The 22,145-nt window shown below is 63.1% G+C and carries 22 protein-coding genes and 2 tRNA genes; 5 read left to right on the top strand and 19 right to left on the bottom strand.

From position 1 onward, the window contains the following. Positions 1-26: 26 nt before the first annotated feature. Positions 27-404 carry a hypothetical protein gene (locus G3574_RS16290; RefSeq protein WP_163965298.1) on the bottom strand — a complete coding sequence of 126 codons (378 nt, stop codon included), beginning with the start codon at positions 402-404 and terminating at the stop codon, positions 27-29. A 21-nt stretch (positions 405-425) separates the two neighbouring features. Here G3574_RS16290 and G3574_RS16285 point away from each other — a divergent pair, with 21 nt between their 5' ends. After that, the gene (locus G3574_RS16285) at positions 426-1,265 is read left to right on the top strand and encodes a phytanoyl-CoA dioxygenase family protein (protein ID WP_163965296.1); all 840 of its coding nucleotides are present in this window, start codon (positions 426-428) and stop codon (positions 1,263-1,265) included. A gap of 174 nt (positions 1,266-1,439) precedes the next feature. Here the strand turns inward: G3574_RS16285 and G3574_RS16280 are convergent. The 6 genes from G3574_RS16280 to cysS form a co-directional block, all read right to left on the bottom strand. Next, positions 1,440-1,533 (bottom strand) — tRNA-Ser (locus G3574_RS16280). Between the two features lie 118 nt (positions 1,534-1,651). Next, positions 1,652-2,902: an aspartate kinase gene (locus G3574_RS16275; protein WP_163965293.1), complete on the bottom strand. Its 1,251-nt coding sequence runs from the start codon at positions 2,900-2,902 to the stop codon at positions 1,652-1,654. 133 nt (positions 2,903-3,035) lie between these two features. Next, positions 3,036-4,421, bottom strand: coding sequence for a tRNA lysidine(34) synthetase TilS (tilS, locus tag G3574_RS16270; RefSeq protein ID WP_163965290.1), 1,386 nt, complete (start codon positions 4,419-4,421; stop codon positions 3,036-3,038). A gap of 48 nt (positions 4,422-4,469) precedes the next feature. Beyond that, entirely contained in the window at positions 4,470-5,444 is a 975-nt protein-coding gene (locus tag G3574_RS16265; RefSeq protein WP_163965269.1) for an acetyl-CoA carboxylase carboxyltransferase subunit alpha, read from the bottom strand. 73 nt (positions 5,445-5,517) lie between these two features. Further along, the gene (locus tag G3574_RS16260; RefSeq protein WP_163965266.1) at positions 5,518-6,168 is read right to left on the bottom strand and encodes a DNA-3-methyladenine glycosylase family protein; all 651 of its coding nucleotides are present in this window, start codon (positions 6,166-6,168) and stop codon (positions 5,518-5,520) included. A gap of 3 nt (positions 6,169-6,171) precedes the next feature. Beyond that, on the bottom strand, positions 6,172-7,563 hold the full coding sequence (gene cysS, locus G3574_RS16255; RefSeq protein ID WP_163965263.1) for a cysteine--tRNA ligase: 1,392 nt from the start codon (positions 7,561-7,563) through the stop codon (positions 6,172-6,174). A gap of 362 nt (positions 7,564-7,925) precedes the next feature. Here cysS and G3574_RS16250 point away from each other — a divergent pair, with 362 nt between their 5' ends. Genes G3574_RS16250 through G3574_RS16240 form a run of 3 tightly spaced genes read left to right on the top strand, consistent with a single transcriptional unit; the run spans position 7,926 to position 9,761 of the window. Beyond that, positions 7,926-8,462: a peptidylprolyl isomerase gene (locus G3574_RS16250; protein WP_407941678.1), complete on the top strand. Its 537-nt coding sequence runs from the start codon at positions 7,926-7,928 to the stop codon at positions 8,460-8,462. A 21-nt stretch (positions 8,463-8,483) separates the two neighbouring features. Continuing rightward, positions 8,484-8,972 (top strand): peptidylprolyl isomerase, encoded by a 489-nt coding sequence (locus tag G3574_RS16245; protein ID WP_163965258.1) that lies wholly within the window; start codon positions 8,484-8,486, stop codon positions 8,970-8,972. Positions 8,973-8,999: 27 nt separating this feature from the next. Beyond that, positions 9,000-9,761, top strand: coding sequence for a UDP-2,3-diacylglucosamine diphosphatase (locus G3574_RS16240; RefSeq protein ID WP_163965255.1), 762 nt, complete (start codon positions 9,000-9,002; stop codon positions 9,759-9,761). 137 nt (positions 9,762-9,898) lie between these two features. Here G3574_RS16240 and G3574_RS16235 read toward each other — a convergent pair whose 3' ends face one another. From G3574_RS16235 to rnr, 4 genes are read right to left on the bottom strand one after another with little or no spacing between them, the layout of a single operon-like run. Next, the gene (locus tag G3574_RS16235) at positions 9,899-10,579 is read right to left on the bottom strand and encodes a YceH family protein (RefSeq protein ID WP_328804796.1); all 681 of its coding nucleotides are present in this window, start codon (positions 10,577-10,579) and stop codon (positions 9,899-9,901) included. Between the two features lie 9 nt (positions 10,580-10,588). Then, complete coding sequence (gene cysE / locus G3574_RS16230; protein ID WP_163965251.1) at positions 10,589-11,341, bottom strand: serine O-acetyltransferase; 753 nt, start codon at positions 11,339-11,341, stop codon at positions 10,589-10,591. 50 nt (positions 11,342-11,391) lie between these two features. Beyond that, positions 11,392-12,132: a 23S rRNA (guanosine(2251)-2'-O)-methyltransferase RlmB gene (rlmB, locus tag G3574_RS16225; RefSeq protein WP_163965249.1), complete on the bottom strand. Its 741-nt coding sequence runs from the start codon at positions 12,130-12,132 to the stop codon at positions 11,392-11,394. A gap of 3 nt (positions 12,133-12,135) precedes the next feature. Beyond that, the gene (gene rnr, locus G3574_RS16220) at positions 12,136-14,613 is read right to left on the bottom strand and encodes a ribonuclease R (protein WP_163965246.1); all 2,478 of its coding nucleotides are present in this window, start codon (positions 14,611-14,613) and stop codon (positions 12,136-12,138) included. Between the two features lie 140 nt (positions 14,614-14,753). Here rnr and G3574_RS16215 point away from each other — a divergent pair. Next, positions 14,754-14,840: transfer RNA gene (locus tag G3574_RS16215), tRNA-Leu, on the top strand. 312 nt (positions 14,841-15,152) lie between these two features. On the opposite strand, the gene G3574_RS16210 is transcribed toward G3574_RS16215, so the two are convergent. The 8 genes from G3574_RS16210 to hfq form a co-directional block, all read right to left on the bottom strand. Next, on the bottom strand, positions 15,153-15,689 hold the full coding sequence (locus G3574_RS16210) for a phosphoribosyltransferase (protein WP_163965243.1): 537 nt from the start codon (positions 15,687-15,689) through the stop codon (positions 15,153-15,155). Between the two features lie 18 nt (positions 15,690-15,707). Then, positions 15,708-17,006: an adenylosuccinate synthase gene (locus tag G3574_RS16205; protein WP_163965240.1), complete on the bottom strand. Its 1,299-nt coding sequence runs from the start codon at positions 17,004-17,006 to the stop codon at positions 15,708-15,710. A 12-nt stretch (positions 17,007-17,018) separates the two neighbouring features. After that, positions 17,019-18,170, bottom strand: a complete 1,152-nt coding sequence (locus G3574_RS16200; RefSeq protein ID WP_163965237.1) for an ATP phosphoribosyltransferase regulatory subunit — start codon at positions 18,168-18,170, stop codon at positions 17,019-17,021. Positions 18,171-18,183: 13 nt separating this feature from the next. Continuing rightward, the gene (locus G3574_RS16195; protein ID WP_163965234.1) at positions 18,184-18,378 is read right to left on the bottom strand and encodes a DUF2065 domain-containing protein; all 195 of its coding nucleotides are present in this window, start codon (positions 18,376-18,378) and stop codon (positions 18,184-18,186) included. A 12-nt stretch (positions 18,379-18,390) separates the two neighbouring features. Next, a complete protein-coding gene (hflC, locus tag G3574_RS16190; RefSeq protein WP_163965231.1) occupies positions 18,391-19,296 on the bottom strand; it encodes a protease modulator HflC in 906 nt (301 codons plus the stop codon). After that, positions 19,296-20,576 (bottom strand): FtsH protease activity modulator HflK, encoded by a 1,281-nt coding sequence (gene hflK, locus G3574_RS16185; protein ID WP_163965229.1) that lies wholly within the window; start codon positions 20,574-20,576, stop codon positions 19,296-19,298. Before hflK ends, hflC begins: the two co-directional genes overlap by 1 nt. 131 nt (positions 20,577-20,707) lie before the next feature. Further along, entirely contained in the window at positions 20,708-21,877 is a 1,170-nt protein-coding gene (hflX, locus tag G3574_RS16180) for a GTPase HflX (RefSeq protein WP_268958891.1), read from the bottom strand. Continuing rightward, positions 21,858-22,094 (bottom strand): RNA chaperone Hfq, encoded by a 237-nt coding sequence (gene hfq, locus G3574_RS16175; protein WP_163965225.1) that lies wholly within the window; start codon positions 22,092-22,094, stop codon positions 21,858-21,860. Before hfq ends, hflX begins: the two co-directional genes overlap by 20 nt. Between the last annotated feature and the right edge of the window lie 51 nt (positions 22,095-22,145).

Raw genomic sequence — 22,145 nt, 5'->3', positions numbered from 1 at the left:
TCATGACTTTCATCATCAAAAGATGATCATTCAGACAATGAAACAGAAGCTGCGACCGCCGCTTTGGCCGAAAATTTCTTCCGCTCTTGTTGCTTAACGGCAGCAGCACGGTCGAATTTAGGGTTATTTCGAAAAAAATTTTGCAACTTTTCTCGCCTTGGAATCCTTAACGGCACGCTAAGCGTCGGATTTAGGGTTACGACTTCATAAATTTCGCTTTGTTCGCACGCATCGGTTTCCATCAAGTAACTGTTTGTAAGGAAACCTCCTAAATCGGGGCCCGGTACCGCGTCGCAAAACTTTTTCTCGCAGGCAGGCACTTTCCTGATTTCACTCTGTCTGTGCTTCCTTGCGGGCATGCCGCCGGTCGCTTTCAGGCCGGATGACCGCAGACGATTGACCAATTCATCTTCCCAGGAGCAGTCATGAGCGCAGTCCTCAAACCACAACCGTACCAATTCGACATCGCAGACATCATGGGCGGCCTTTACGGGGACGGCATCATCGGCCTCAAGGGAGCGTTCGACCGGGCGTGGGTGGCGCGACTGCGCGAAGACATCGACATGCTGTTCCAGGAAGCGCTACGCCGGCCAGGCGGCGCATTGAACCGCGGACCGAACCGGTTCTACGTCGAGGTTCATCCGGAACGGATCCGCGGCTTTTCCGACCTGATCACCCACCCCTGGGTCGTGACCGTCTGCGAAGCCGTGCTCGGACCGAACTACAAGGTCGTGGAGGCGGGCTTCGACGTGCCCCTGCCCGGTGCGGAAAACCAGCCCTGGCACCGCGATTTCAAGACTCCGGCCGAAACCCGGGTCGGCCGGCGCCTGACGTCCCTGGCGTTCAACATCACCACGGTGGACGTCACCGAGAACATGGGCCCTTTCGAGATCGCTCCTGGAACGCAATGGGATGACTTGTCCGCCTGCGAGAACGAGATGTTCCCGCCGAAGTCGTTCTACCATCGCTACGAAGCGCGCGCCCAACGGAAGATGCCCAGGATGGGCGACATTTCGGCACGATCCGCGTTGACAATCCATCGCGGCACCGCGAACCGATCGTCGATTTCGCGCCCCGTCTTCGTGCTTGGCGTGGATTCGCCGGAGGCGAACAACGCCGCGCATCACGACCTGCAAGTCACGCGCGCGTATCATGCGTCGCTGACACCGCATGCGCGCGAGCACCTGACCTGCCGCATCGTGGAGTCATTGGAGCTGATCGAACAGGCGCACACGATCGAAGCGCTGAAGAAGGCGGCCGATTGACCTTGCGTTATCCGTGAAGTCTGCATTAGCCAAAAACAAAAAGCCCCGCCAGGGGCTTTTTTACTGGCCGCGGCATTCGCGCAGCGTCAGGGTGGCATGCCGAATCAAGCGAGAAGCAGCCGCAGAAATGAAAACAGACCCGGGTTGGGTCTGCTTGCTTGTCATGCTTGAATCTGGCGGAGACGGAGGGATTCGAACCCTCGATACAGGTTTAAGCCCGTATGCTTCCTTAGCAGGGAAGTGCCTTCGACCACTCGGCCACGTCTCCACACCGTGCGGAATGATGAATCATCACTCCGCATCAGTGAAGCCCCGCATCATAACTGCTGGAGGCAACTTGGTCAATGCAAACAGCGATTCGATGGACTTAGCGCAAGCTTTCCGGCTCAGGCTTTTTCCAGATCGAATGCCTTGTGCAGGGCGCGCACGGCGAGCTCCATGTACTTTTCATCGATCAACACGGAAATCTTGATTTCCGAGGTGGAGATCATCTGGATGTTGATGCCCTCTTCCGACAGCGTGCGGAACATCTGGGATGCAATGCCGACGTGGCTGCGCATGCCGACGCCGACGACGGATACCTTCGACACCTTGGAATCGCCGATGATGCTGCCGGCGCCGATGTGCTCCTTGACGTTCTTGTTCAGCACGTCCATGGCCTTGACGTACTCGCCGCGCGGCACGGTGAACGTGAAGTCGGTCTTGCCATCCACGGACTGGTTCTGGATGATCATGTCGACTTCGATGTTCGCGTCGGCGATCGGGCCGAGGATCTGGAACGCGATGCCGGGCTTGTCGGGCACGCCCAGGACGGTGATCTTTGCTTCATCGCGGTTGAACGCGATACCGGAAATGACGGCTTGTTCCATGTGTGTGTCTTCCTCAAACGAAATCAGGGTGCCAGAGCTGGCTTCCTCTTCCAGCGACATGAGCGGGTCGGTCAGCGACGACAGGACGCGGGTGGGCACCTTGTAGTTACCGGCGAATTCCACCGAGCGGATCTGCAGGACCTTGGACCCGAGCGATGCCAGTTCGAGCATCTCTTCGAAGGTCACGGTCTTGAGCCGGCGCGCTTCGGAGACCACGCGGGGATCGGTGGTGTACACGCCGTCGACGTCGGTGTAGATCAGGCATTCCGCCGCCTTGAGCGCGGCCGCCACGGCCACGGCCGAGGTATCGGAACCGCCGCGGCCCAGCGTGGTGATGTTGCCGCGATCGTCCACGCCCTGGAAGCCGGTGATGATGACGACCTTGCCTGCCTCGAGATCCTTGCGCACGCGGACGTCGTCGATCGACTGGATGCGGGCCTTCGTATAGGCCGAATCGGTCTTGATGGGAACCTGCCAGCCGGCATACGAGACGGCTTCCTTGCCGATCGTCTGCAGGGCCATGGACAGCAGGGCCACGGAAACCTGCTCACCGGTCGACGCGAGCATGTCGAGCTCGCGCGGGTCCGGCTGGGGCATGATTTCCTTGGCAAGGCCGATCAGGCGGTTGGTTTCGCCGGACATGGCGGAAGGCACCACGACGATCTGGTGACCGGCGTCATGCCACTTGGCAACGCGCTTGGCGACGTTCTTGATGCGCTCGGTCGAGCCCATGGAAGTGCCGCCATATTTGTGGACGATTAAAGCCATACGATGGAGGAGCTTACGCTGAGGTGGAGAATTCTGATAAAAATCAACCTTTTACTTTACATGCTGCAACGCGGGATGGCAAGGGTTTGGTCGCCAAAACTCCTGCTTTTCCGCAGCGTGAAGCGTGTTGCGGTCAGGATGGAAAGATTTCGCTATGCCAGCGAAGCACCACCTTTCCAGGCGGCGCATGCCGGCTGTCGCAGCCGACGCCGGCGGCAAAGACCAGCTTGCCGGCAGGCGTGGCAGCGACCGGCAGGTGCTCGCGTTGCCAAGGCGGAATGCCGAGCGCCTGGTAATGAAGCTTCAGGCTCCGGGTTGGCCTATTCGACGCGGGCTTGAGCTTGTCGCCCGGGCCGCGGGGACGAAGCACCAGGGCGTTTTCCAGTAGCCAGTTCCGGTCGATACCCTGCTCCCCTTCCAGGAAATGCAGCGTGCCGCCGTAATCGGGAAACACCAGTACGCCGCCACCGTCCCACTGAAAGCGAACCTCGCGCACTTGCCCGCCGCTTGCGCAGCGCGGTGCGAGGTAAACCTTGCCCCGATAGCGATGGACCTCGGCATCCGGATGCGTCACGCGCAATTGCGCATCGACGTCCGCCTCGAACAATTGCAGCTGCATCTCCTTCAGCCACGCGGAGGATGGCATGCGCAAGCCGGCAACCGCGAACCAGTGACGGAACACGTTATCGATGCGGTCCTGGCTCAGGCGCCTCACCTTTTCCAGGTCGAGCGAAAGCTTATCGCCGCAAGCCGCGAGATCCTGCGCGCCGAGTTCCTGCAGCAGGCGCTGCGCCGAAGCGGCATGCAGCGCGGCGCGCGCGACACGTTGCTGGAATCCGGGAAAGGCCTGCCCGAGCGCAGGCATGATGGTGCCGCGCAAGGCATTGCGGGCAAAACGCGTGTCACGGTTCGAGGCATCGTCGACATGACGCAATTGGCGGGCGGCGGCATGCGACTCGAGTTCCGCCCGCGTCACAGCGAGCAAAGGCCGGCCGACGTGCGGCGATGGCGTGCCCAGCAGCGACGGCGCGGTGTTGCAGTCTTCCATGCCGGCGAGTCCCGCGATGCCGGTACCGCGGAAAAGCTGCAGCAGGACCGTCTCGGCCTGATCGTCGAGATGGTGGGCGGTCAGCAGCAATGGCACGTCATGCTGCCGGCACATCTCGCCGAGCGCGGCGTAGCGTCCCTTGCGCGCCGCCTGCTCGATGCCCTCCCCTTTTCCATCCAGCCGGATGCGCCGGCAATCGAACTCGACCTGGCGCAGCGCGCATTCGCGTTCGCAATGATTTAACCAGGCGTTTGCGTCCGCGCTCAGGCCGTGATGCACATGGAAGGCAAGCAGCGTGAGGTTGCGCCGGCGCGCGCTGGGTGCAAGCAAATCAAGCAGCACCGACGAATCGAGCCCGCCGCTGTAGGCAAGCGCAATGCGCGTGCCGGGTGCCGGAGCGGAAATGAAAACGCGCGCCAGGATGAGATCCAGCGCGCGTTCGAGGGTGTCGGTCAGGGCTGCCGTGGGCATGGGATCAGGCCATCATGTCACCCGGCCGGGCGTCGGGCATCGGCCCGTTCACTCGGCCGAATTGAGTTCCTTGAATTTGCCATAGCCCATGAGCTTTTCGTGGCGGGCGGCGATGAGTTCCTTGGGCTTCAATCCTTGCAGCTGGCGCAGCGAATCAGCCAGGGCCCGCTTGAGCATGACGGCCATCTGCTTGGGATCGCGGTGCGCGCCGCCAAGCGGTTCGGTGATGATCTTGTCGATCAGGTTCATCGCCTTCAGGCGATGAGCGGTCAGGCCGAGCGCCTCGGCGGCATCAGCGGCGCGCTCGGAGGTTTTCCAGAGGATGGACGCGCAGCCCTCGGGGGAAATGACGGAATACGTGGCGTATTGCAGCATCAGCACCGCGTCGCCCACGGCGATGGCCAGCGCGCCGCCGGAACCGCCTTCGCCGATGATGGTGGCGATGAGCGGCACCTTGAGCTCGGCCATCACGTAGAGGTTGTGGCCGATCGCCTCGGACTGGCCGCGCTCTTCGGCGTCGATGCCGGGGAAGGCGCCGGGCGTGTCGACGAAGGTAAAGACGGGCAGGCCGAACTTTTCGGCGAGCTTCATGAGGCGCATTGCCTTGCGATAGCCTTCCGGCTTGGGCATGCCGAAATTGCGCATCGCGCGCTCCTTCGTATCCCGCCCCTTCTGGTGGCCGATCACCATGCAGGCCTGGCCATTGAATCGGGCGAGCCCGCCGACGATGGACAGGTCGTCGGCATAGGTCCGGTCGCCGTGCAGTTCATGGAAATCGGTGAAGATTTCATTGACGTAGTCGAGCGTATAGGGACGCTGCGGATGACGGGCGATCTGCGATACCTGCCACGGCGTCAGCTTGGCATAGATGTCCTTCGTGAGCTGCTGGCTTTTCTTGGAGAGGCGGTCGATTTCTTCCGAGATGTCGACGGCGGAATCATCCTGCACGAAGCGCAGTTCCTCGATCTTTCCCTCTAGTTCGGCGATGGGTTGCTCGAAGCCGAGAAACGTTGTCTTGCTCATCTTGCCTCCTTGTCTCTGCGCGAGATGGAATGTCATACCGGGCCTTCACGCCGGAAAGCCCTTCAACCAATAATCAATACACGACGGGCGAAGCGTCCAGGCTGCGCCACAGGTACCAGGTGGCGACGGTGCGCCACGGCTCCCAGTTCGCGGCCACTTCACGTGCATCGCTGCGCGTGACGGGTTCGCCCGAGAAATAGTTCATGCTGATGCCCTTGAGCAAACCGAGGTCGTCCAGGGGCAGGATATTCGGCCGGAGCAGATTAAATATCAAAAACATCTCCGCTGTCCAGCGGCCGATGCCGCGGATCTGGATCAATTCACCGATCACCTGCTCGTCATCCATGTCGGCCCACTTATCTGCATGGACACGTTTTTCCTTGAAATGATCCGCGAGGTCGAGCACGTACTCCGCCTTGCGCTTGGACAGGCCGCATGCTGACAAGGCTTCCGGACCGGTCTTGATGACTTGCGCCGGGGTGCACTTGGTGCAGGCGAGCAGGAAGCGTTGCCATACGGCTTCCGCCGCCTTGACGGAAATCTGCTGGCCGATGATGGAGCGCGCGAGCGTCACGAACGGGTCGGCGCGGCCGACGAGCTGCATGTCGCCGAACTGCGGAATCAGCTTGCGCATGATCCGGTCGCGCTTCATCAACTCTTCCTTCGCGTCATGCCAGTACGCGGGGATGCAGACCTCGAGGGCCGCCTTGCGGGTCGTTGCCATGCGTTATACCCTGCGCCACTCGGTCACGCCGCCGGGCTTGTCCTCGAGGACGATGCCCGCCTCGAGCAAGGCGGCGCGGATGCGGTCTGCTTCGGCGAAATTCCTGGCTTTCTTTGCTGCTGCGCGCGCGTCGATATGCGCGGCGATCTCGGACTCTGGCATGGCGCCTTCCTGCGCGGGTCCGGCCTGCAGGAATTCCTGTGCCGGGCGCTGCAGCAGGCCGATGATGCCGGCGAGCTTCTGCAGCTGGCGGGCCAGCGCGGCATCCTTGTTCTTGTTGACCTCGTTGGCGAGATCGAAAAGGACGGAGATCGCGATCGGCGTGTTGAAATCGTCGTTCATGGCCTCGGCGAAACGCCGGGCGTGGGCTTCCTCGAGGTCCAGCGGCTTATCGTCGGGCGCCACGTCCTTGAGCGCGGTGTAGAGGCGGGTCAGCGCATTCTTCGCATCGTCGAGATGCACGTCGGAATAATTCAGGGGGCTGCGGTAGTGGGCGCGCAGGATGAAGAAGCGCACGACTTCCGCATCGTATTTCTTGAGCACATCGCGGATGGTGAAGAAGTTGCCCAGCGACTTGGACATCTTCTCGTTGTCGACGCGGATGAAGCCGTTATGCATCCAGACATTGACGAAACCGTGCTTGTGCGCGCCTTCGGACTGGGCGATTTCGTTCTCGTGATGGGGAAACTGCAGGTCTTCGCCGCCGCCATGGATGTCGAAGTGTTCGCCGAGCAGCTCGCAGCTCATGGCCGAGCATTCGATGTGCCAGCCGGGCCGGCCCTTGCCCCAGGGCGACTCCCACTTGACTTCGTCGGGCTCGGATTCCTTGGACGACTTCCACAGCACGAAGTCGAGCGGATCGCGCTTGCCGGTGTTGAGTTCCACGCGTTCGCCGGCGCGCAGGTCGTCGAGCGACTTGCCGGACAGCTTGCCGTAGCCGGGGAAGTCGCGCACGGAATAGTTCACGTCGCCGTCGGCGGCGCGATAGGCCAGGCCATTCCTTTCCAGCTTGCGGATGATGTCGAGCATCTGCGGCACGTAGGCGGTCGCGCGCGGCTCGTGATCGGGCTTCTGCACGCCGAGCGCGGCGGCGTCCTCGTCCATGGCCGTGATGAAACGCTGCGTCAGCGCGGAGATCGATTCCTTGTTTTCCACCGCGCGCTTGATGATCTTGTCATCGATGTCGGTGATGTTGCGCACGTAGGTGACGTCGAAGCCGGATGCGCGCAGCCAGCGCTGCACCATGTCGAAGACCACCATGACGCGCGCATGGCCGAGGTGGCAGTAGTCGTAGACCGTCATGCCGCATACGTACATGCGCGCCTTGCCAGGCTCGATGGGAACAAAAACCTGCTTTTCACGCGCCAGCGTGTTGTAGATTTTCAGGGCAGTCATGGACGGTTATGGTTCCGGCGGGACAGGAAACAGGCCTGGGTGGCTGGCGGCCGTGCAGCCTGCCTGATACCTGGGTCATGCTTATTTTGCTAAAATGCGCTTTCGCTTCAGTATAGCACCGAAGCGCCTCCGCCTTTTTTGGGCATGGACGCGGAGCAACATCGCGAATGTGCCGCTGTTCCAGCGATTGACGCGCCAAGCCATCCGCGATGACTTTCCGGTGCCCTTTCCCGGCACGAAGCACCGGCCGGCGGCGGGACCTGGAAGATACACAATCAATAATTTCCTGTAAAGAGCACCAAGGAACAAAGGGATCATTCATGAATCACACGCGCCGCATTCTCGTCCGGGCAGCAGCCGCCATGTCTTTCCTCGGAGCGCTCGCGCCCGCATTCGCAGCGGACATGCCCAAGGTGTCCCTGAAGACCAGCATGGGCGAGATCGTGCTCGAACTCGACCAGGAAAAGGCGCCGAAGACCGTGGCCAACTTCCTGCAGTACGTCAAGAGCGGCCAGTACAACGGCACGATATTCCACCGCGTGATCGACGGCTTCATGATCCAGGGCGGCGGCTACGACAAGGACATGAAGGAAAAGCCGACCAAGGCGCCCATCGAGAACGAGGCGAAGAACGGCTTGAAGAACGCAACCTATACTGTCGCCATGGCCCGCACCTCCGACCCGAACTCCGCCACCGCGCAGTTCTTCATCAACGTCAAAGACAATGCCATGCTCGACTATCCGGGCCGCGACGGCTGGGGCTATGCGGTGTTCGGCAAGGTGGTCAAGGGCACCGAGGTCGTCGACCAGATCAAGAAGGTGGAAACAGGAAGCAGCGGCATGCACCAGAACGTGCCAGTCAAGCCGGTCGTCATCCAGTCGGCCACCATCGTCAAATAACATTCTCAGCAAAGGAGCATCATGGCAGTCCTGCTTACCACGAACCACGGCCCCATCAAGATCGAACTCGACGCCGAGAAAGCGCCCAAGACAGTCGAGAACTTCCTCAACTACGTCAAGAGCGGCCACTACGACGGCACCATCTTCCACCGCGTGATCGATGGCTTCATGATCCAGGGCGGCGGCTTTGAAGCCGGCATGAAGCAGAAGCCGACCAACGAGCCCATCGAGAACGAAGCGAAGAACGGCCTGAAGAACGAGCCTTACACCCTTGCCATGGCGCGCACCTCGGCCCCGCATTCCGCGTCGGCGCAATTCTTCATCAACGTCAAGAACAACAGCTTCCTCGACTATCCCGGCCAGGATGGCTGGGGCTACTGCGTGTTCGGCAAGGTCGTCGAAGGCACCGACGTCGTCGACAAGATCAAGGCCGTCAAGACCACACGTGCGGGCATGCATTCCGACGTGCCGGTCGAGAACGTCGTGATCGAGAAAGCCGAAGTCGTCTAAGTCGTCTAAGCAGACCTCTCGACTTCCATGATTCAGGCATCAGGCGAGGCGCAACCAGTGGTTGCGCTTTTTGTTTCGGACGTCCATCTGCACGAAGGCATTCCCCGCACCACCGATGCCTTCCTGCGATTCCTCGACGGACCGGCGCTGCACGCCTCGCACGTCTACTTGCTGGGCGACATCTTCGAATACTGGGCGGGCGACGATGACATCGATGGCGGATACAACGCCGGCATCGTCGCCGCGCTGCGCAGGCTGAGCGACAGCGGCGTCAAGCTCTACTGGATGGCCGGCAACCGCGATTTCCTGGTTGGCGAAGAATTTGCCTACCGCGCCGGCATGACCCTGCTCGGCGACCCCACCGTGGTCGAACATGCCGGCCTGCGCATCGTCCTCGCCCACGGGGACGCGGCCTGCACCGACGACACCGACTACATGCGTTTCCGCGCGCAGGTGCGCGACCCGTCATGGCAACAGCGCTTCCTCGCCATGCCGCTCGCCGAACGAAAAGCCATCATCGATGGCATGCGGGACGGCAGCAGGCAGGCGCAGCGCCAGAAGACGATGGACATCATGGATGTGAACGCCGGCGCGATCGATGCGCTGTTCGCGTCCAGCGGGGCGACGGTGCTGGTGCACGGGCACACGCACCGGCCGGCGGTGCATGAAGGACGCGGCGTGGTGAGGCATGTATTGCCGGATTGGGATTGCGATGGTGCGATTCCGCGCGGCGGGTGGCTGGCGTTACGGGAAGATGGGGTATTCGTCAGGGTTGGCGTTGAGGGGTGAGCGCCGGGCGGTGGGCGCCAGGACTGCTGGCTAAGGTTGTCATTCCCGCGAAGGCGGGAATCCCATTGCGCGGCGCTCCGGACTACCGACAAGGGATTCCCGCCTTCGCGGGAATGACAGAGGCAGGCATGCCGCCGTCACTCGAACTGCCGCCGAAACTCGTCGAACATCGTCTTCAGGCTTTCGATCTCGTTACGCAACTGCGCCATCTCGTCCTCCAGCTGCGCGACCCGGTCCTGGCGCGCGGGTTGCGCCACGCTGCCCGAGAAACTTGCCGCCGTCTCCTGCTGCTCGACGATCTCTTCCCCCGAAAGCAGGTGAGCATACCGCGCTTCCTTGGTCCCGGGCGCGCGTGCGAGGCGGGCCACGAGGGGCGGATACTTGTCGACCAGGAACTGCAGCGCCTGCTCCACATCGCCCACCGACGCAAAGTCATGCAGCCTGCCGCAGCGCGCGCGGATTTCCCCGGCGGTCTGGATGCCGCGCAGCATGAGGATCACCAGCACCGCGAGCTTGTCCTGCTCCAGCGACCACTTCATGCGCATGCGGTGTTCGTACTTGACGACGCGCGCGCCGGCCTGGCGCACCTCGGTCGCGAGCCGCTTCTGCACCAGTCGCTGCAGGACGTCGAGCACCGTGTCTTCCGACAGGGACATGACGGGGTCGCGACTTGACAACTGGTTGCAGCCGTTGGTCAGGGCGTTCAGCGACAAGGGATAATTGTCGGGCGTCAGCGCTTCCTTTTCCGCCAACACGGCGAGCACGCGGATCTCGAACGGGTCGAGCACGTTGTCTTCGGTCCTGGGTGATTCGCTCACGGCACCACCTTATTCCACCAGTTTGTTGAGGGATTCGGGATCGAAATCCCCGGATTGCGGCAAGACCTCGCAGCTCAGCCCGGCGGCGCGCAGCGCTGCGATAATCTTTTGCATCTGTTCTTCCTGCACCTGCGCGCGGTCGATCAGCTTGTGCAGCGCCGTCGACAGCGGATCCTCTCCGCTGTTGAGCGTGACGCCATAGGCGGCGAACACGCGCGCGGCGGCTTCCTCGCGCTGCTTGCTCGCATCCTTCTGCTGGATGTGCGCCGGATTGCCGACGGCAGTGGCCCCGGGGGGCACTTCCCTGACCACGACCGCGTTCGACCCGACCTTGGCGCCCTCGCCCACCGTGAACGCACCCAGCACCTTCGCCCCGGCGCCGATGATCACGCCGCGTTCCAGCGTGGGATGCCGCTTGGCGCCCTTGCTCAGAGAGGTGCCGCCCAAAGTCACGCCCTGGTAGATGGTGCAGTCGTCGCCGACTTCCGCCGTTTCGCCGATCACCACGCCGAAGCCGTGGTCGATGAAGACGCGCCTGCCGATCGTCGCGCCGGGATGGATCTCGATGCCGGTGACAATGCGCGCGAGGTGCGAGATGAAGCGCCCCAGCCACTTGAAACCCTTGGTCCAGCAGGCGTGGGCCCAGCGATGCAGGATGATGGCGTGCAGGCCGGGGTAGCAGGTCAGTACTTCCCAGCCGCTGCGTGCGGCCGGGTCGCGTTCGATGATGCTGGCGATGTCTTCGCGGATGCGGCCGAACATGGCGGCCTCAGGCGGGTGCGGAAGACGGCGGCGACAGGCGCAATCCCATGTCAGCCCGCCTGGATGCGCTGCCGGCGCGCCTCGAACAGGCAGACGCCCGATGCCACGGAGACGTTCAGGCTTTCGACAGAACCATGCATCGGAATGCTGATCAGGAGGTCGCAGTTCTCGCGCGTCAGTCGGCGCATGCCCTCGCCTTCCGAGCCCATGACGATCGCTGCGGGACCGCGGAAGTCAGCCTCGTAGAGCGACTTTTCAGCATCGTCGGCGGTGCCGGTGAGCCAGATGTCGCGCTCCTTCAATTCGCGCATCGCGCGCGCGAGATTGGTGACCGTGATGTAGGGCACAGTGTCGGCGGCGCCGCTGGCCACCTTCGCCGCCGTCGCATTGAGTCCGACGGCCCTGTCCTTGGGGGCGATGACCGCATGCGCGCCGGCGCCGTCGGCCACGCGCAGGCAGGCGCCGAGGTTGTGCGGATCGGTCACGCCGTCGAGGATCAGCAATAGGGGCGGTCCTTCGATGGCATCGAGCAATTCGTCGAGGTTGCGGGCCAGCGACAGTTCGCCCGCCTTGGCCACCACGCCCTGGTGGCGGCGCGTGCCGACCATGCCGTCGAGACGGGCATCGTCGGCGTGGATGATCCTCACCTTGGCGGCCTCGGCAGCCTTCAGGAGGTCGCTCATGCGCCGGTCATGCCGGGTCGCATCGACATAGATTTCCTCGATCGACGAGGCGTCATGGCGCAAGCGCGCCGTCACGGCGTGGAAGCCGAAAATCATTCTGCTTTTCATGTTTTATCTTTTGCGTTTTCCGGCCTTGCCGGTCTTGCCCCGGGCGCTGCGGGCGCCCGTTCCGCGGGCCGACTTCGAGGAGGCGGTCATGGTCTTGCTGCGCCGGGCCTTGACGGCTTCCGCCGCCTTGGCCGACTTGGGCGCGGCCGCCTTCTTGGGTGCAGCCTTCTTCCGGCGAGGTGCGTCGCTCTCTTCGAGCTCCGGTTCCGGCTGGGCCTGCCGGGCAGGCTTGGATGAGGGCGGCCGGATGGCCGGTTCGTTCACCAGGCGCAGGTCGATCTTGCGCGCGTCGAGATCGACGCGGCTGACCTGCACCGTGACCCGGTCGGTGAGCTGGTAGCGGATGCCGGTACGCTCGCCACGCAGCTCGTGGCGCACCTCGTCGTACTGGAAGTAATCGGCGCCAAGCTCGGTGACGTGGACCAGGCCTTCGATGAACAGCTGGTCGAGCTGCACGAAGATGCCGAAGGGCGTCACGCCGGAAATCGTGCCGGTGAATTCTTCGCCGAGCTTGTCGCGGACGAAATAGCATTTGAGCCAGGCTTCCACGTCGCGCGAGGCTTCGTCCGCGCGGCGCTCGTTGGCGGAACAATGGATGCCGAGGGCTTCCCAGATCGCCAGTTCGTCGTCGCGCTTCTTCGCGGGTTTGTCCGACTTGCTTGCCGCCATCATCTTGCGCGCCGCCGGCGACAGCATGGTGTTGAGGCCGCTCATGTCGATGCCCTTCGGGACATAGCGCTTGCCGTCGAGGATGGCCTTGATGGCGCGGTGCGTCAGCAGGTCGGGGTAGCGGCGGATCGGGCTGGTGAAGTGCGCGTACGCCTCGTAGGCGAGGCCGAAGTGGCCGATGTTGTCAGGGCTGTAGACCGCCTGCTGCATGGAGCGCAGCAGCATGGTCTGCAGCAGCACCGCATCGGGGCGCAGCTTGATCTTGGGGATCAGCTCGGCGTAGTCCGATGCCGCCGGCGTGTCGCCGCCGCCCAGGTGCAAGCCCTGCTGCTTGAGGAAGGTGCGCACCTGATTGAGCTTTTCTTTGGACGGCCCGGCATGCACGCGATACACGCCCGGGTGCTTGTGCCGCGCCAGCAGGTCGGCGGCGCAAACGTTCGCCGCCAGCATGCATTCCTCGATCACGCGGTGCGCGTCGTTGCGCGTCCGCGGCACGATCTGCTCGATCTTTCCGGCGGCGTTGCAGACGATGTAGGTCTCGGTGGTTTCGAAGTCGATCGCGCCGCGCTTCTGGCGGGCCTGCAGCAGGGACTGGAAGACTTCATACAGGTGCAGCAGGTGCGGCACGAGCGCGCCGCGGCGCGCCGCTTCCGGGCCCTTGGTATTGGCCAGGATGGCGGCGACCTCGGTATAGGTCAGGCGCGCGGCGGAATGGATGACCGCGGGATAGAACTGGTAGGCCTTGATCTCGCCCTTGGCGGTGATCACCAGGTCGCAGGCAAGCGTCAGGCGGTCCACCGCCGGGTTCAGCGAACAAAGGCCGTTGGACAGCTTCTCCGGGAGCATGGGAATCACGCGCCGCGGGAAGTAGACCGAGGTGCTGCGCTCCAGCGCGTCGACATCCAGGGCGTCGTTGGGCTTGACGTAATGGCTGACGTCGGCGATCGCCACGATGAGGCGGAAGGCGTTGGTGCGCCCTATCTTCACCGGTTCGCAGTAGACGGCGTCGTCGAAATCGCGCGCATCCTCGCCGTCGATGGTGACCAGCGGCACGTCGCGCAGGTCGACGCGGTTGGCGAGGTCGGCCTGCTTGACCTCGGAGGGCAGCTTGGCAGCCAGCTTCTTGGCGGCTTCGGAGAATTCATGCGGCACGCCATACTTGCGCACCGCGATCTCGATCTCCATGCCGGGATCGTCGATGTCGCCCAGCACCTCGACGATGCGCCCCACCGGCTGGGTGTAGCGGGAGGGCTGTTCCAGCAACTCCACGCTCACCACCTGCCCGGTCTTGGCCTTGCCAGGCGCGCCGGAGAGCAGGATGTCCTGGCCGATGCGCTTGTCTTCCGGTGCCACGATCCACACGCCGTTCTCATTGAGCAGGCGGCCGATGACATGGGTATTGGCGCGTTCGAGGACCTCGACGATCGAACCCTCGGGACGGCCGCGCCGGTCGGTGCCGACGATGCGGACCTGCACCCGGTCGCCGTTGAGCACCTTCTGCATTTCCTTTTCCGGAAGGAAGATGTCTTCGGTGCCGTCATCGGGAATCAGGAAGCCATAGCCTTCGCGGTGGCCGCTGACGCGTCCCTCGATGAAGCTGGGCTGGTGGGTGAGTTGGTAATGGCCGTTGCGGGAAGGCCGGACCTGTCCGTCGCGCTCCATCGCATTGAGCCGGCGCGTCAGTCCTTCCAGTTCGTTTTGCTTGACGCCAAGCGCGGCGGCCAGCGAATGCAGGTCGTGCGGCTCGCTCGCCGTACGCAGGATGCCGAGGATTTCCTCCCGGCTGGGAATCGTATAAGTAAATTGGCTCAAAACCTTGCTTCAATTCATTTTTATTAATTTGAGCTAGTGTACCGGAGGTCTGCTCCGATTACCTAGCCACCTCAACGCAATCCTTTTTCCGTGGCGTTGACACGAACCAAAAAGCCGCTATAATGACGGTCTTTCGCATCGCCCAGATGGCGGAATTGGTAGACGCACTAGGTTCAGGTCCTAGCGGTGGCAACACTGTGGAGGTTCGAGTCCTCTTCTGGGCACCAAGATTCAAAGGTCCGCTTCGGCGGACCTTTTTTCTTTTCAGGGTCCGCATTCGCGCGACGCTCATCATCCCGCAAGTCCTTCGCCGCATCACGCCACGGCTACGCTTTGTCATTCCACACCATGGCATCCCCCACCATCCGGGGCATGCTCACCATCATAGTCCGTTCATGCGAAACAAAAAGCCCGCCGTATCGCGCGGGCTTTTTCTTGGCGCAATCGATCCCTGCTTGGAGTGTGCAGCAGGGACCAAGTTCTTCAGGCACTTCGGCGCGCCGTCCGGCATTCCATCGCCGGACAGGTGCCTCGATGCCTCAGGCCGTTTCTCCCTTGCGCAGCCAGGCGGAAAGCTGGTGCGGGCGCAGGCCATCGAATTCCTCGAAGGGCTGGTGGATCCAGGGGTTCGTCTCCAGGTACTGGAGATAAAAATCCGGACGCACCGCCGAACACGCCTTGCACCAGATGACCGCCGATCGGACTTCGGTCACCGCCGGGAAGTGTTGCTTGAGGTGTTCCTGCACGCGCTGCAAGGTGACGCCGGAATCGACCAGGTCATCGATCAGCAGGACGCGGCCGGCAAGCGAGCCTTTCGTCATGGTGATGTGCCTGGCGATGTCCAGGTCGCCCTGGACCTTGCCGGCTTCCTCGCGGTAGGAACTGGTGGACAGGATGGCCAGCGGCACGTCGAAGATGCGTGAAAAAATGTCGCCGGGACGCAGGCCGCCGCGCGCCAGGCATAGCACCTGGTCGAACTGCCAGCCGGAGTCATGGACCATTGCCGCAAGGCTGACGATTGCCTTGTCGTAGTCGGCCCAGGAGACCCAGAGATCGGTATTGGTAGAGGCTGTCATGGTTCGCTCGCGCAGTGATCAGGCAAAGGGATGGCGCAGGACGATCGTCTCTTCGCGATCCGGTCCGGTGGAAACCATGTCGACCGGCACGCCAACCAGTTCCTCGATGCGCTTGATGTAGGCGCGGGCCGTGGCCGGCAGCGCATCCATGCTCTTGGCGCCGACGGTCGATTCTTTCCAGCCGGGCATGTCTTCGTAGATGGGTTCGCAGCGGCCGGCGTCTTCGGCGCCCACCGGGAACACGTCCACGGTCTTGCCATCGAGCTTGTAGCCGGTGCAGAGCCTGAGGGTGTCGAGGCCATCGAGGACGTCGAGCTTGGTGAGGCACATGCCGGACACGCCGTTGATCTGCACCGAGCGGCGCAGCAGCGCGGCATCGAACCAGCCGCAGCGGCGGGCGCGGCCGGTGACGGTGCCGAATTCATGGCCGACGCTCGCGAGGTGCTTGCCGATGCCGGCGTCCGTCGGCAGTTCCGACGGGAACGGGCCTGAGCCCACGCGGGTGGTGTAGGCCTTGGTGATGCCGAGGACGTAATGCAGCATGTTGGGACCAACGCCTGAACCGGCGGCGGCATTGCCCGCCACGCAGTTGCTGGAGGTGACGAAGGGATAGGTGCCGTGGTCGACGTCGAGCAGGCTGCCCTGCGCGCCTTCGAACAGCAGGCTGGCGCCCGCCTTGTGCGCGGCGTAGAGGGCGCTGGAGACGTCGGCCACCATTGGCGCGATGCGCGGCACGGTGGCGAGCGCGTCGTCGAGCGTCTTCTGGAAGTCGACGGGCTGGGCCTTGAGGTAGTTCTCCAGCACGAAGTTATGGTAGTCGAGGTTCTCGCGCAGCTTTTCCGTGAAGCGGCTCTCGTTGAGCAGGTCCGCGACGCGGATGGCACGGCGCGCGACCTTGTCTTCGTAGGCGGGGCCGATGCCCTTGCCGGTGGTGCCGATCTTGGCGGCGCCGCGCGCGGCCTCGCGGGCGGCGTCGAGCGCGGTGTGATACGGAAGGATCACCGGGCAGGCCTCGGAGACCTTCAGGCGGGACGCCACTTCCACGCCATTGCCTTGCAGCTTGTCGATCTCGCGCAGCAAGTCGGGCACCGACAGCACCACGCCATTGCCGATGTAGCAGGCCACGCCGGCGCGCATGATGCCGGAAGGAATCAGTTGCAGCGCGGTCTTCTGTCCGCCGATGACCAGGGTGTGGCCGGCGTTGTGACCGCCCTGGAAGCGAACCACGCCCTGGGCGTGGTCGGTCAGCCAGTCGACGATCTTTCCTTTTCCTTCATCGCCCCACTGGGTGCCGATGACAACGACATTTTTTGCCATGCTAAGAGCCTATCAAGCTAAGGTATTGAGAATCCAGTTTCCATTGTCGGCCACGACCACGCGGTCGCAGTCGAATTCATCGAGATCGTTTTCATGACCGGGAAGCGTCTGGATGACGATTTCCCCGGCCTTGCGCAGGTCCGCGATCTTGGCGCGCAGCGCGGGATCGTTGCCCCACGGCGCGCGGATGGCGCGCTTGCGTTCCGCCCCGGGCATGAGCCGCGCGAGTTCGCGCAGGTCGAGCGAGAATCCGGTTGCCGGACGGGCCCGGCCGAAGGCTTCGCCAACGTGGTCGTAGCGCCCTCCCCTGGCCACCGCGTTGGGCAGGCCGGGAACATAGGCGGCGAACATCACGCCGCTATGATAGTGGTAGCCGCGCAGATCGGCGAGGTCTACGGTGATGCTTGCCGCGCCTGCGAGCCGGATCAGGCTTTCGAGTTCGTCGAGGGCCTTGGCCACGCCGGGAATGCTGCCGAGGTCGGCGCGCGCGCGCGCCAGCGTGCCCGCATCGCCGTACAGCCCGGGCAGGACCAGCAGCGCCTCCCGCGTGGCAGGACGGAAAGTTTGCGTGATCACGCGCAGTCCCGGCACATCCTTGGACTCGAGCAGGCTGAATAATTCCGCTTCACACCGCTTCGCCGCCGGATCATCGGAAATGATGGCGCGCAACACACCGACGTGGCAAAGATCAAGCCTGACCTGCGTGAAGCCGGCGAGCGCGAGCGAAGCCAGCGCCAGTTCCTGGATTTCGGCGTCGGCTTCGAGCCCGGCATGGCCATAGATTTCCGCCCCAATCTGCAGGGGTTCCCGGGTGGCATGCAGCCCGGAAGGCAGTGTATGCAGCACGCTGCCGGCATAGCACAGGCGCGTGACGGAGCCGCGGTTGAGCAGGTGGGCGTCGATGCGCGCGACCTGGGTGGTCATGTCGGCGCGGATGCCCATGGTGCGTCCGGACAGTTGATCGACCAGCTTGAAGGTACGCAGGTCCATGTCGCGGCCGGCGCCGGTCAGCAGGGACTCGAGGTACTCGAGCATGGGGGGCATGACGAGCTCATACCCGTAGAGGCGGAAGTTGTCGAGCAGGGTTCGCCGCAATTCTTCGATCTTGCGCGCCTCGGACGGCAGGACGTCCGCGATGTTTTCAGGTAGGAGCCAGTTGGGCATGACAGAAAAACGTTTATGAGAAGAGGTCCGCAAGCGCCAATGCCGCCAGCCCGGTCAGCATGGCGGCAAGGCCAATGAATCGAAGCTGGCCGTCGTTAAATCCGGTGAGGCGACGCATGGTGTCGCGCCACTGCCTGGGGAAAAGCATCGGAACCACGCCCTCCAGGAGAAGCATCAGCCCGAGCGCGGTGATCCAGTGCGCGGCCACGACCTGCCTGCATCACTTCTTCGAGGAGGCCGGCGCGGCCGGGCGTTCCGCCGGCCCGTTGCCCTTGAAGTACCTGAAGAACTCCGAACTGGGATCGACCACCAGCACGTCGGTGCGGCTGCGGAAGGAGGCCTTGTACGCTTCCAGGCTGCGGTAGAACTTGAAGAACTCGGGGTTCTGTCCGAATGCCTGCGCATATACCTGGGACGCCTTGGCATCGCCGTCGCCGCGTAACGTTTCCGCTTCCCGGTAGGCTTCGGCCAGGATCACGGTGCGCTGGCGATCGGCATCGGCGCGGATCTTTTCGGATTCCGCCGCGCCGGTGGAGCGCAATTCGTTGGCAACGCGCGCGCGCTCGGCCTTCATGCGGTCGTAGACGGAATTGTTGATCTGCTCGACGTAGTCGACCCGCTTCAGGCGGACGTCGACGATGTCTACGCCGATCTGCTTCGCCTCTTCCATGACCTTCTGGCGGATGGCGTCCATCACCTTGCCGCGCTCGCCTGAGATCACTTCGCGCACGGTGCGCTTGGTGATTTCATCGTTCAGGGCGGCCTTCACGATCTGCGACATGCGATCCTGCGCGCGGCGCTCGTCGCCGCTGAAGCTGATGAAGTACAGGCGCGGCTCGGTGATGCGCCACTTGATGTAGGCGTCGACCAGGATGTTCTTCTTTTCCGCCGTGATGAAGCGGTCGGCCTCGGGCGTGTCGAGCGTGAGGATGCGCTTGTCGAGGAAGACCACGTTCTGGAACGGCGGCGGCAGCTTGAAATGCAGTCCGGGTTCGTTGATGACCTTCTTGACTTCGCCGAGCGCGAAGACGATGGCGTACTGGCGCTGGTCGACCACGAACATCGTGGATGCCAGGACGGCGAGCAGGATCAGCCCGGCGATCAGGGTGGAGACGAAGCGGCCCATCAGCGCACCTCCCTTTCACGGGAATCGCGGCTGTCGCGGCCGCGCGGTTCGCGGGCGCGCTGCGTTTCCATGGAAGGCACCGGCTCGCCGGCCGCTGGCTGCGCCGGCGCCGCGGCGGGAGGCATCGCTTTGCCTGCGTTCATGTCCATCGTTCCGTTCTGGGAGAGAAGCTTGTCCAGCGGCAGATACAGGAGATTGCCGCTGCCGCGGGCATCGATCATGAGCTTGGAAGTGCTGTTGAAGATCTGCTGCATGGTTTCGATGTACATGCGGTCGCGGGTCACCGCGGGTGCCTTCTGGTATTCCACCAGCACCTGCTTGAAGCGGGCGGCATCGCCTTCCGCATTCGCCACCACGCGGGCGCGGTAGGCCTCGGCTTCCTGCAGCAGGCGCGATGCCTGGCCGCGGGCCTTGGGAATCACGTCGTTGGCATAGGCCTGGCCTTCGTTTTTCTGCCGCTCGCGGTCTTGGCCTGCCTTGACGGCGTCGTCGAAGGCTGCCTGCACCTGTTCCGGCGGCTGGACGCCCTGCATGGTCACGTTCGTGACCTGCACGCCCGACTTGTAGCGGTCGAGGATCTGCTGCATCGACTGGCCGACGTCGAACGCCACCTTCTCGCGTCCTTCGTAAAGAACGAAATCCATCTTGCTGCGTCCAACGATCTCGCGAATGGAAGTCTCGGCGACCTGGCGCACGGTTTCTTCCTGGTCGCGGTTGTTGAATACCCAGTCGGACGCATTCTTGAGCTTGTACTGCACGGCGAACTGGATGTCGATGATGTTCTCGTCATCGGTAAGCATCAGGGATTCGCGTGCCTGCTTGTTGCGCACGCTGGACCGGTAGCCGACCTCGACGGTGCGCACCTGCGACACGTTGACGATCTCGTGGCTCTGGATGGGATGGGGCCAGCGCCAGTTGAAGCCGGCGGAAGTGGTATGGCTGAACTTGCCGAAGGTCATGACCACGCCGGTCTGCCCTTCCTGCACGATGAAGAAGCCGCTGACGAGCCAGAGGAAAAGGATGATGGCGGCGATGAGGCCGATGCCGATGCCGGCGCCGCGCATGTCGGGACCGAATCCGCCGCCGTCGCCCCGCCCGCCCTTGCCGCCGAGGAGGCGGTTGAGGCGAAGGTTGAAGTCGCGCCAGAGCTGGTCGAGGTCGGGCGGACCATCGTTGGCGGGCCGCTTGCCGTCCTGGTCGTTGTCCTGCGAACCGCGTCCCCAGCGGGGATCGTTCAGGTTGAATTTCAGGCCAAGTTTTCTGAAAAGAGGAACAGGCATTCTCTCGCTATCCGGCTAGTTGTATGCGGCAGGTTGTGGACGGTTGGTCAGGACGGCACGTTCAGGTTCGCCAATTGCATCGGCGCGCAAAAACGGACATCCCTCGGCGAAGGCATGTCCGTGTTGACGATTTACAGTTGCCGGACGTCGCCGGTTTCCCGCACCGGGACATGATCCAGGGGCGCGATGGCGCTGTCTTTCGCGTGTTCCGCGATAGCCTCTCGCAGCAGGTCGAGGCCGGCGCCTGTCTGGGCGCTGATGAAAACCCGCTGGATTTTATCATATTCATCACGCTCGACAGCCGGTTCAAGACCAGCAGCATCGATCTTGTTCCACACGAGAATCTGCGGGATGTGATCGGCGCCGATTTCCGCGAGCACGCCGTTGACCTGCTCGATCTGTTCCATGCGCACCGGGCTGGCCGCATCGACCACATGCAGCAGCAGGTCGGCGTGGATGGTTTCCTCCAGCGTTGCGCGGAACGCGGCGACGAGCTGGTGGGGAAGCTCGCGGATGAATCCGACCGTGTCGGAGATGACCACGTTGCCCGCCTCGCCGAGGTAGATGCGGCGCGAGGTCGTATCCAGCGTGGCGAACAGCTGGTTCGCCGCGTAGGCCTGCGCCTTGGTCAAGGAATTGAACAGTGTCGACTTGCCGGCGTTGGTATAGCCGACGAGCGAAACGGAAAACGTATTGTTGCGGCCCCGGGCCCGGCGCTGGGTTTCGCGCTGGCGATGCAGCTTGTCGAGGCGGGTGCGCAGCATCTTGACCCGGTCGCCGAGCAGCCGGCGGTCGGTTTCGAGCTGGGTTTCGCCTGGGCCGCGCAGGCCGATACCGCCCTTCTGTCTTTCCAGGTGGGTCCAGCCCCGGATCAGGCGGGTGGACAGGTGCTGCAACTGGGCAAGCTCGACCTGCACCTTGCCCTCGTGGCTCTTGGCGCGTTGCGCGAAGATGTCGAGGATGAGGCTGGTGCGGTCGACCACGCGGGTCTTGAGATTGCGCTCGAGGTTGCGCTGCTGGGCAGGCGACAGTGCGTGATTGAAGATGACGATGTCGAGCTTCTCGGCGGTCACGGCATTGGCGATCTCTTCGGCCTTGCCTGAACCGACGAACAATGCCGCGTCGGGACTGGAGCGCTTGCCGGTGATGGTGACCACCGGTTCGGCGCCAGCCGACTTTGATAGCAGGGAAAGTTCTTCGAGGCCGGCGGTAAAGTCGCCCTTGCCGAAGTCGACACCGACCAATGCAGCGCGCATGGCGGGCGCCGCCCGGGTGAAGGAGTTATTCTGAGTCTGAGTCAAGATTGATGTTGACGGCGCGTGCCGGAACCACGGTGGAAATTGCGTGCTTGTAGACCATCTGCGTAACCGTGTTGCGGAGCAGGACGACGTACTGGTCGAAGGATTCGATATGTCCCTGGAGCTTGATGCCGTTGACGAGGTAGATGGAAACGGGGACGTGCTCTTTGCGCAAGGCATTCAAAAACGGGTCTTGTAACAATTGCCCTTTATTGCTCATGACGGCTCCATGGTGTTGTTGTGATGTGGAGGTGGTGGCGGCGTGAAATAT

The organism is Noviherbaspirillum galbum (assembly GCF_010974945.1).
GTDB classification, from domain to species: domain Bacteria; phylum Pseudomonadota; class Gammaproteobacteria; order Burkholderiales; family Burkholderiaceae_D; genus Noviherbaspirillum; species Noviherbaspirillum galbum.
Note: the sequence above shows the minus strand (reverse complement) of the source record. Positions and strands in the feature narration are given on the sequence as shown.

Excerpts from the sequence above, each read along its gene's own strand:
- G3574_RS16285 (WP_163965296.1), top strand. The coding sequence starts at position 426 with ATGAGCGCAGTCCTCAAACCACAACCGTACCAATTCGACATCGCAGAC.
- G3574_RS16275 (WP_163965293.1), bottom strand. The coding sequence starts at position 2,902 with ATGGCTTTAATCGTCCACAAATATGGCGGCACTTCCATGGGCTCGACC.
- tilS (WP_163965290.1), bottom strand. The coding sequence starts at position 4,421 with ATGCCCACGGCAGCCCTGACCGACACCCTCGAACGCGCGCTGGATCTC.
- G3574_RS16265 (WP_163965269.1), bottom strand. The coding sequence starts at position 5,444 with ATGAGCAAGACAACGTTTCTCGGCTTCGAGCAACCCATCGCCGAACTA.
- G3574_RS16260 (WP_163965266.1), bottom strand. The coding sequence starts at position 6,168 with ATGGCAACGACCCGCAAGGCGGCCCTCGAGGTCTGCATCCCCGCGTAC.
- cysS (WP_163965263.1), bottom strand. The coding sequence starts at position 7,563 with ATGACTGCCCTGAAAATCTACAACACGCTGGCGCGTGAAAAGCAGGTT.
- G3574_RS16250 (WP_407941678.1), top strand. The coding sequence starts at position 7,926 with ATGTCTTTCCTCGGAGCGCTCGCGCCCGCATTCGCAGCGGACATGCCC.
- G3574_RS16245 (WP_163965258.1), top strand. The coding sequence starts at position 8,484 with ATGGCAGTCCTGCTTACCACGAACCACGGCCCCATCAAGATCGAACTC.
- G3574_RS16240 (WP_163965255.1), top strand. The coding sequence starts at position 9,000 with ATGATTCAGGCATCAGGCGAGGCGCAACCAGTGGTTGCGCTTTTTGTT.
- cysE (WP_163965251.1), bottom strand. The coding sequence starts at position 11,341 with ATGTTCGGCCGCATCCGCGAAGACATCGCCAGCATCATCGAACGCGAC.
- rlmB (WP_163965249.1), bottom strand. The coding sequence starts at position 12,132 with ATGAAAAGCAGAATGATTTTCGGCTTCCACGCCGTGACGGCGCGCTTG.
- G3574_RS16210 (WP_163965243.1), bottom strand. The coding sequence starts at position 15,689 with ATGACAGCCTCTACCAATACCGATCTCTGGGTCTCCTGGGCCGACTAC.
- G3574_RS16205 (WP_163965240.1), bottom strand. The coding sequence starts at position 17,006 with ATGGCAAAAAATGTCGTTGTCATCGGCACCCAGTGGGGCGATGAAGGA.
- G3574_RS16200 (WP_163965237.1), bottom strand. The coding sequence starts at position 18,170 with ATGCCCAACTGGCTCCTACCTGAAAACATCGCGGACGTCCTGCCGTCC.
- hflC (WP_163965231.1), bottom strand. The coding sequence starts at position 19,296 with ATGGGCCGCTTCGTCTCCACCCTGATCGCCGGGCTGATCCTGCTCGCC.
- hflK (WP_163965229.1), bottom strand. The coding sequence starts at position 20,576 with ATGCCTGTTCCTCTTTTCAGAAAACTTGGCCTGAAATTCAACCTGAAC.
- hfq (WP_163965225.1), bottom strand. The coding sequence starts at position 22,094 with ATGAGCAATAAAGGGCAATTGTTACAAGACCCGTTTTTGAATGCCTTG.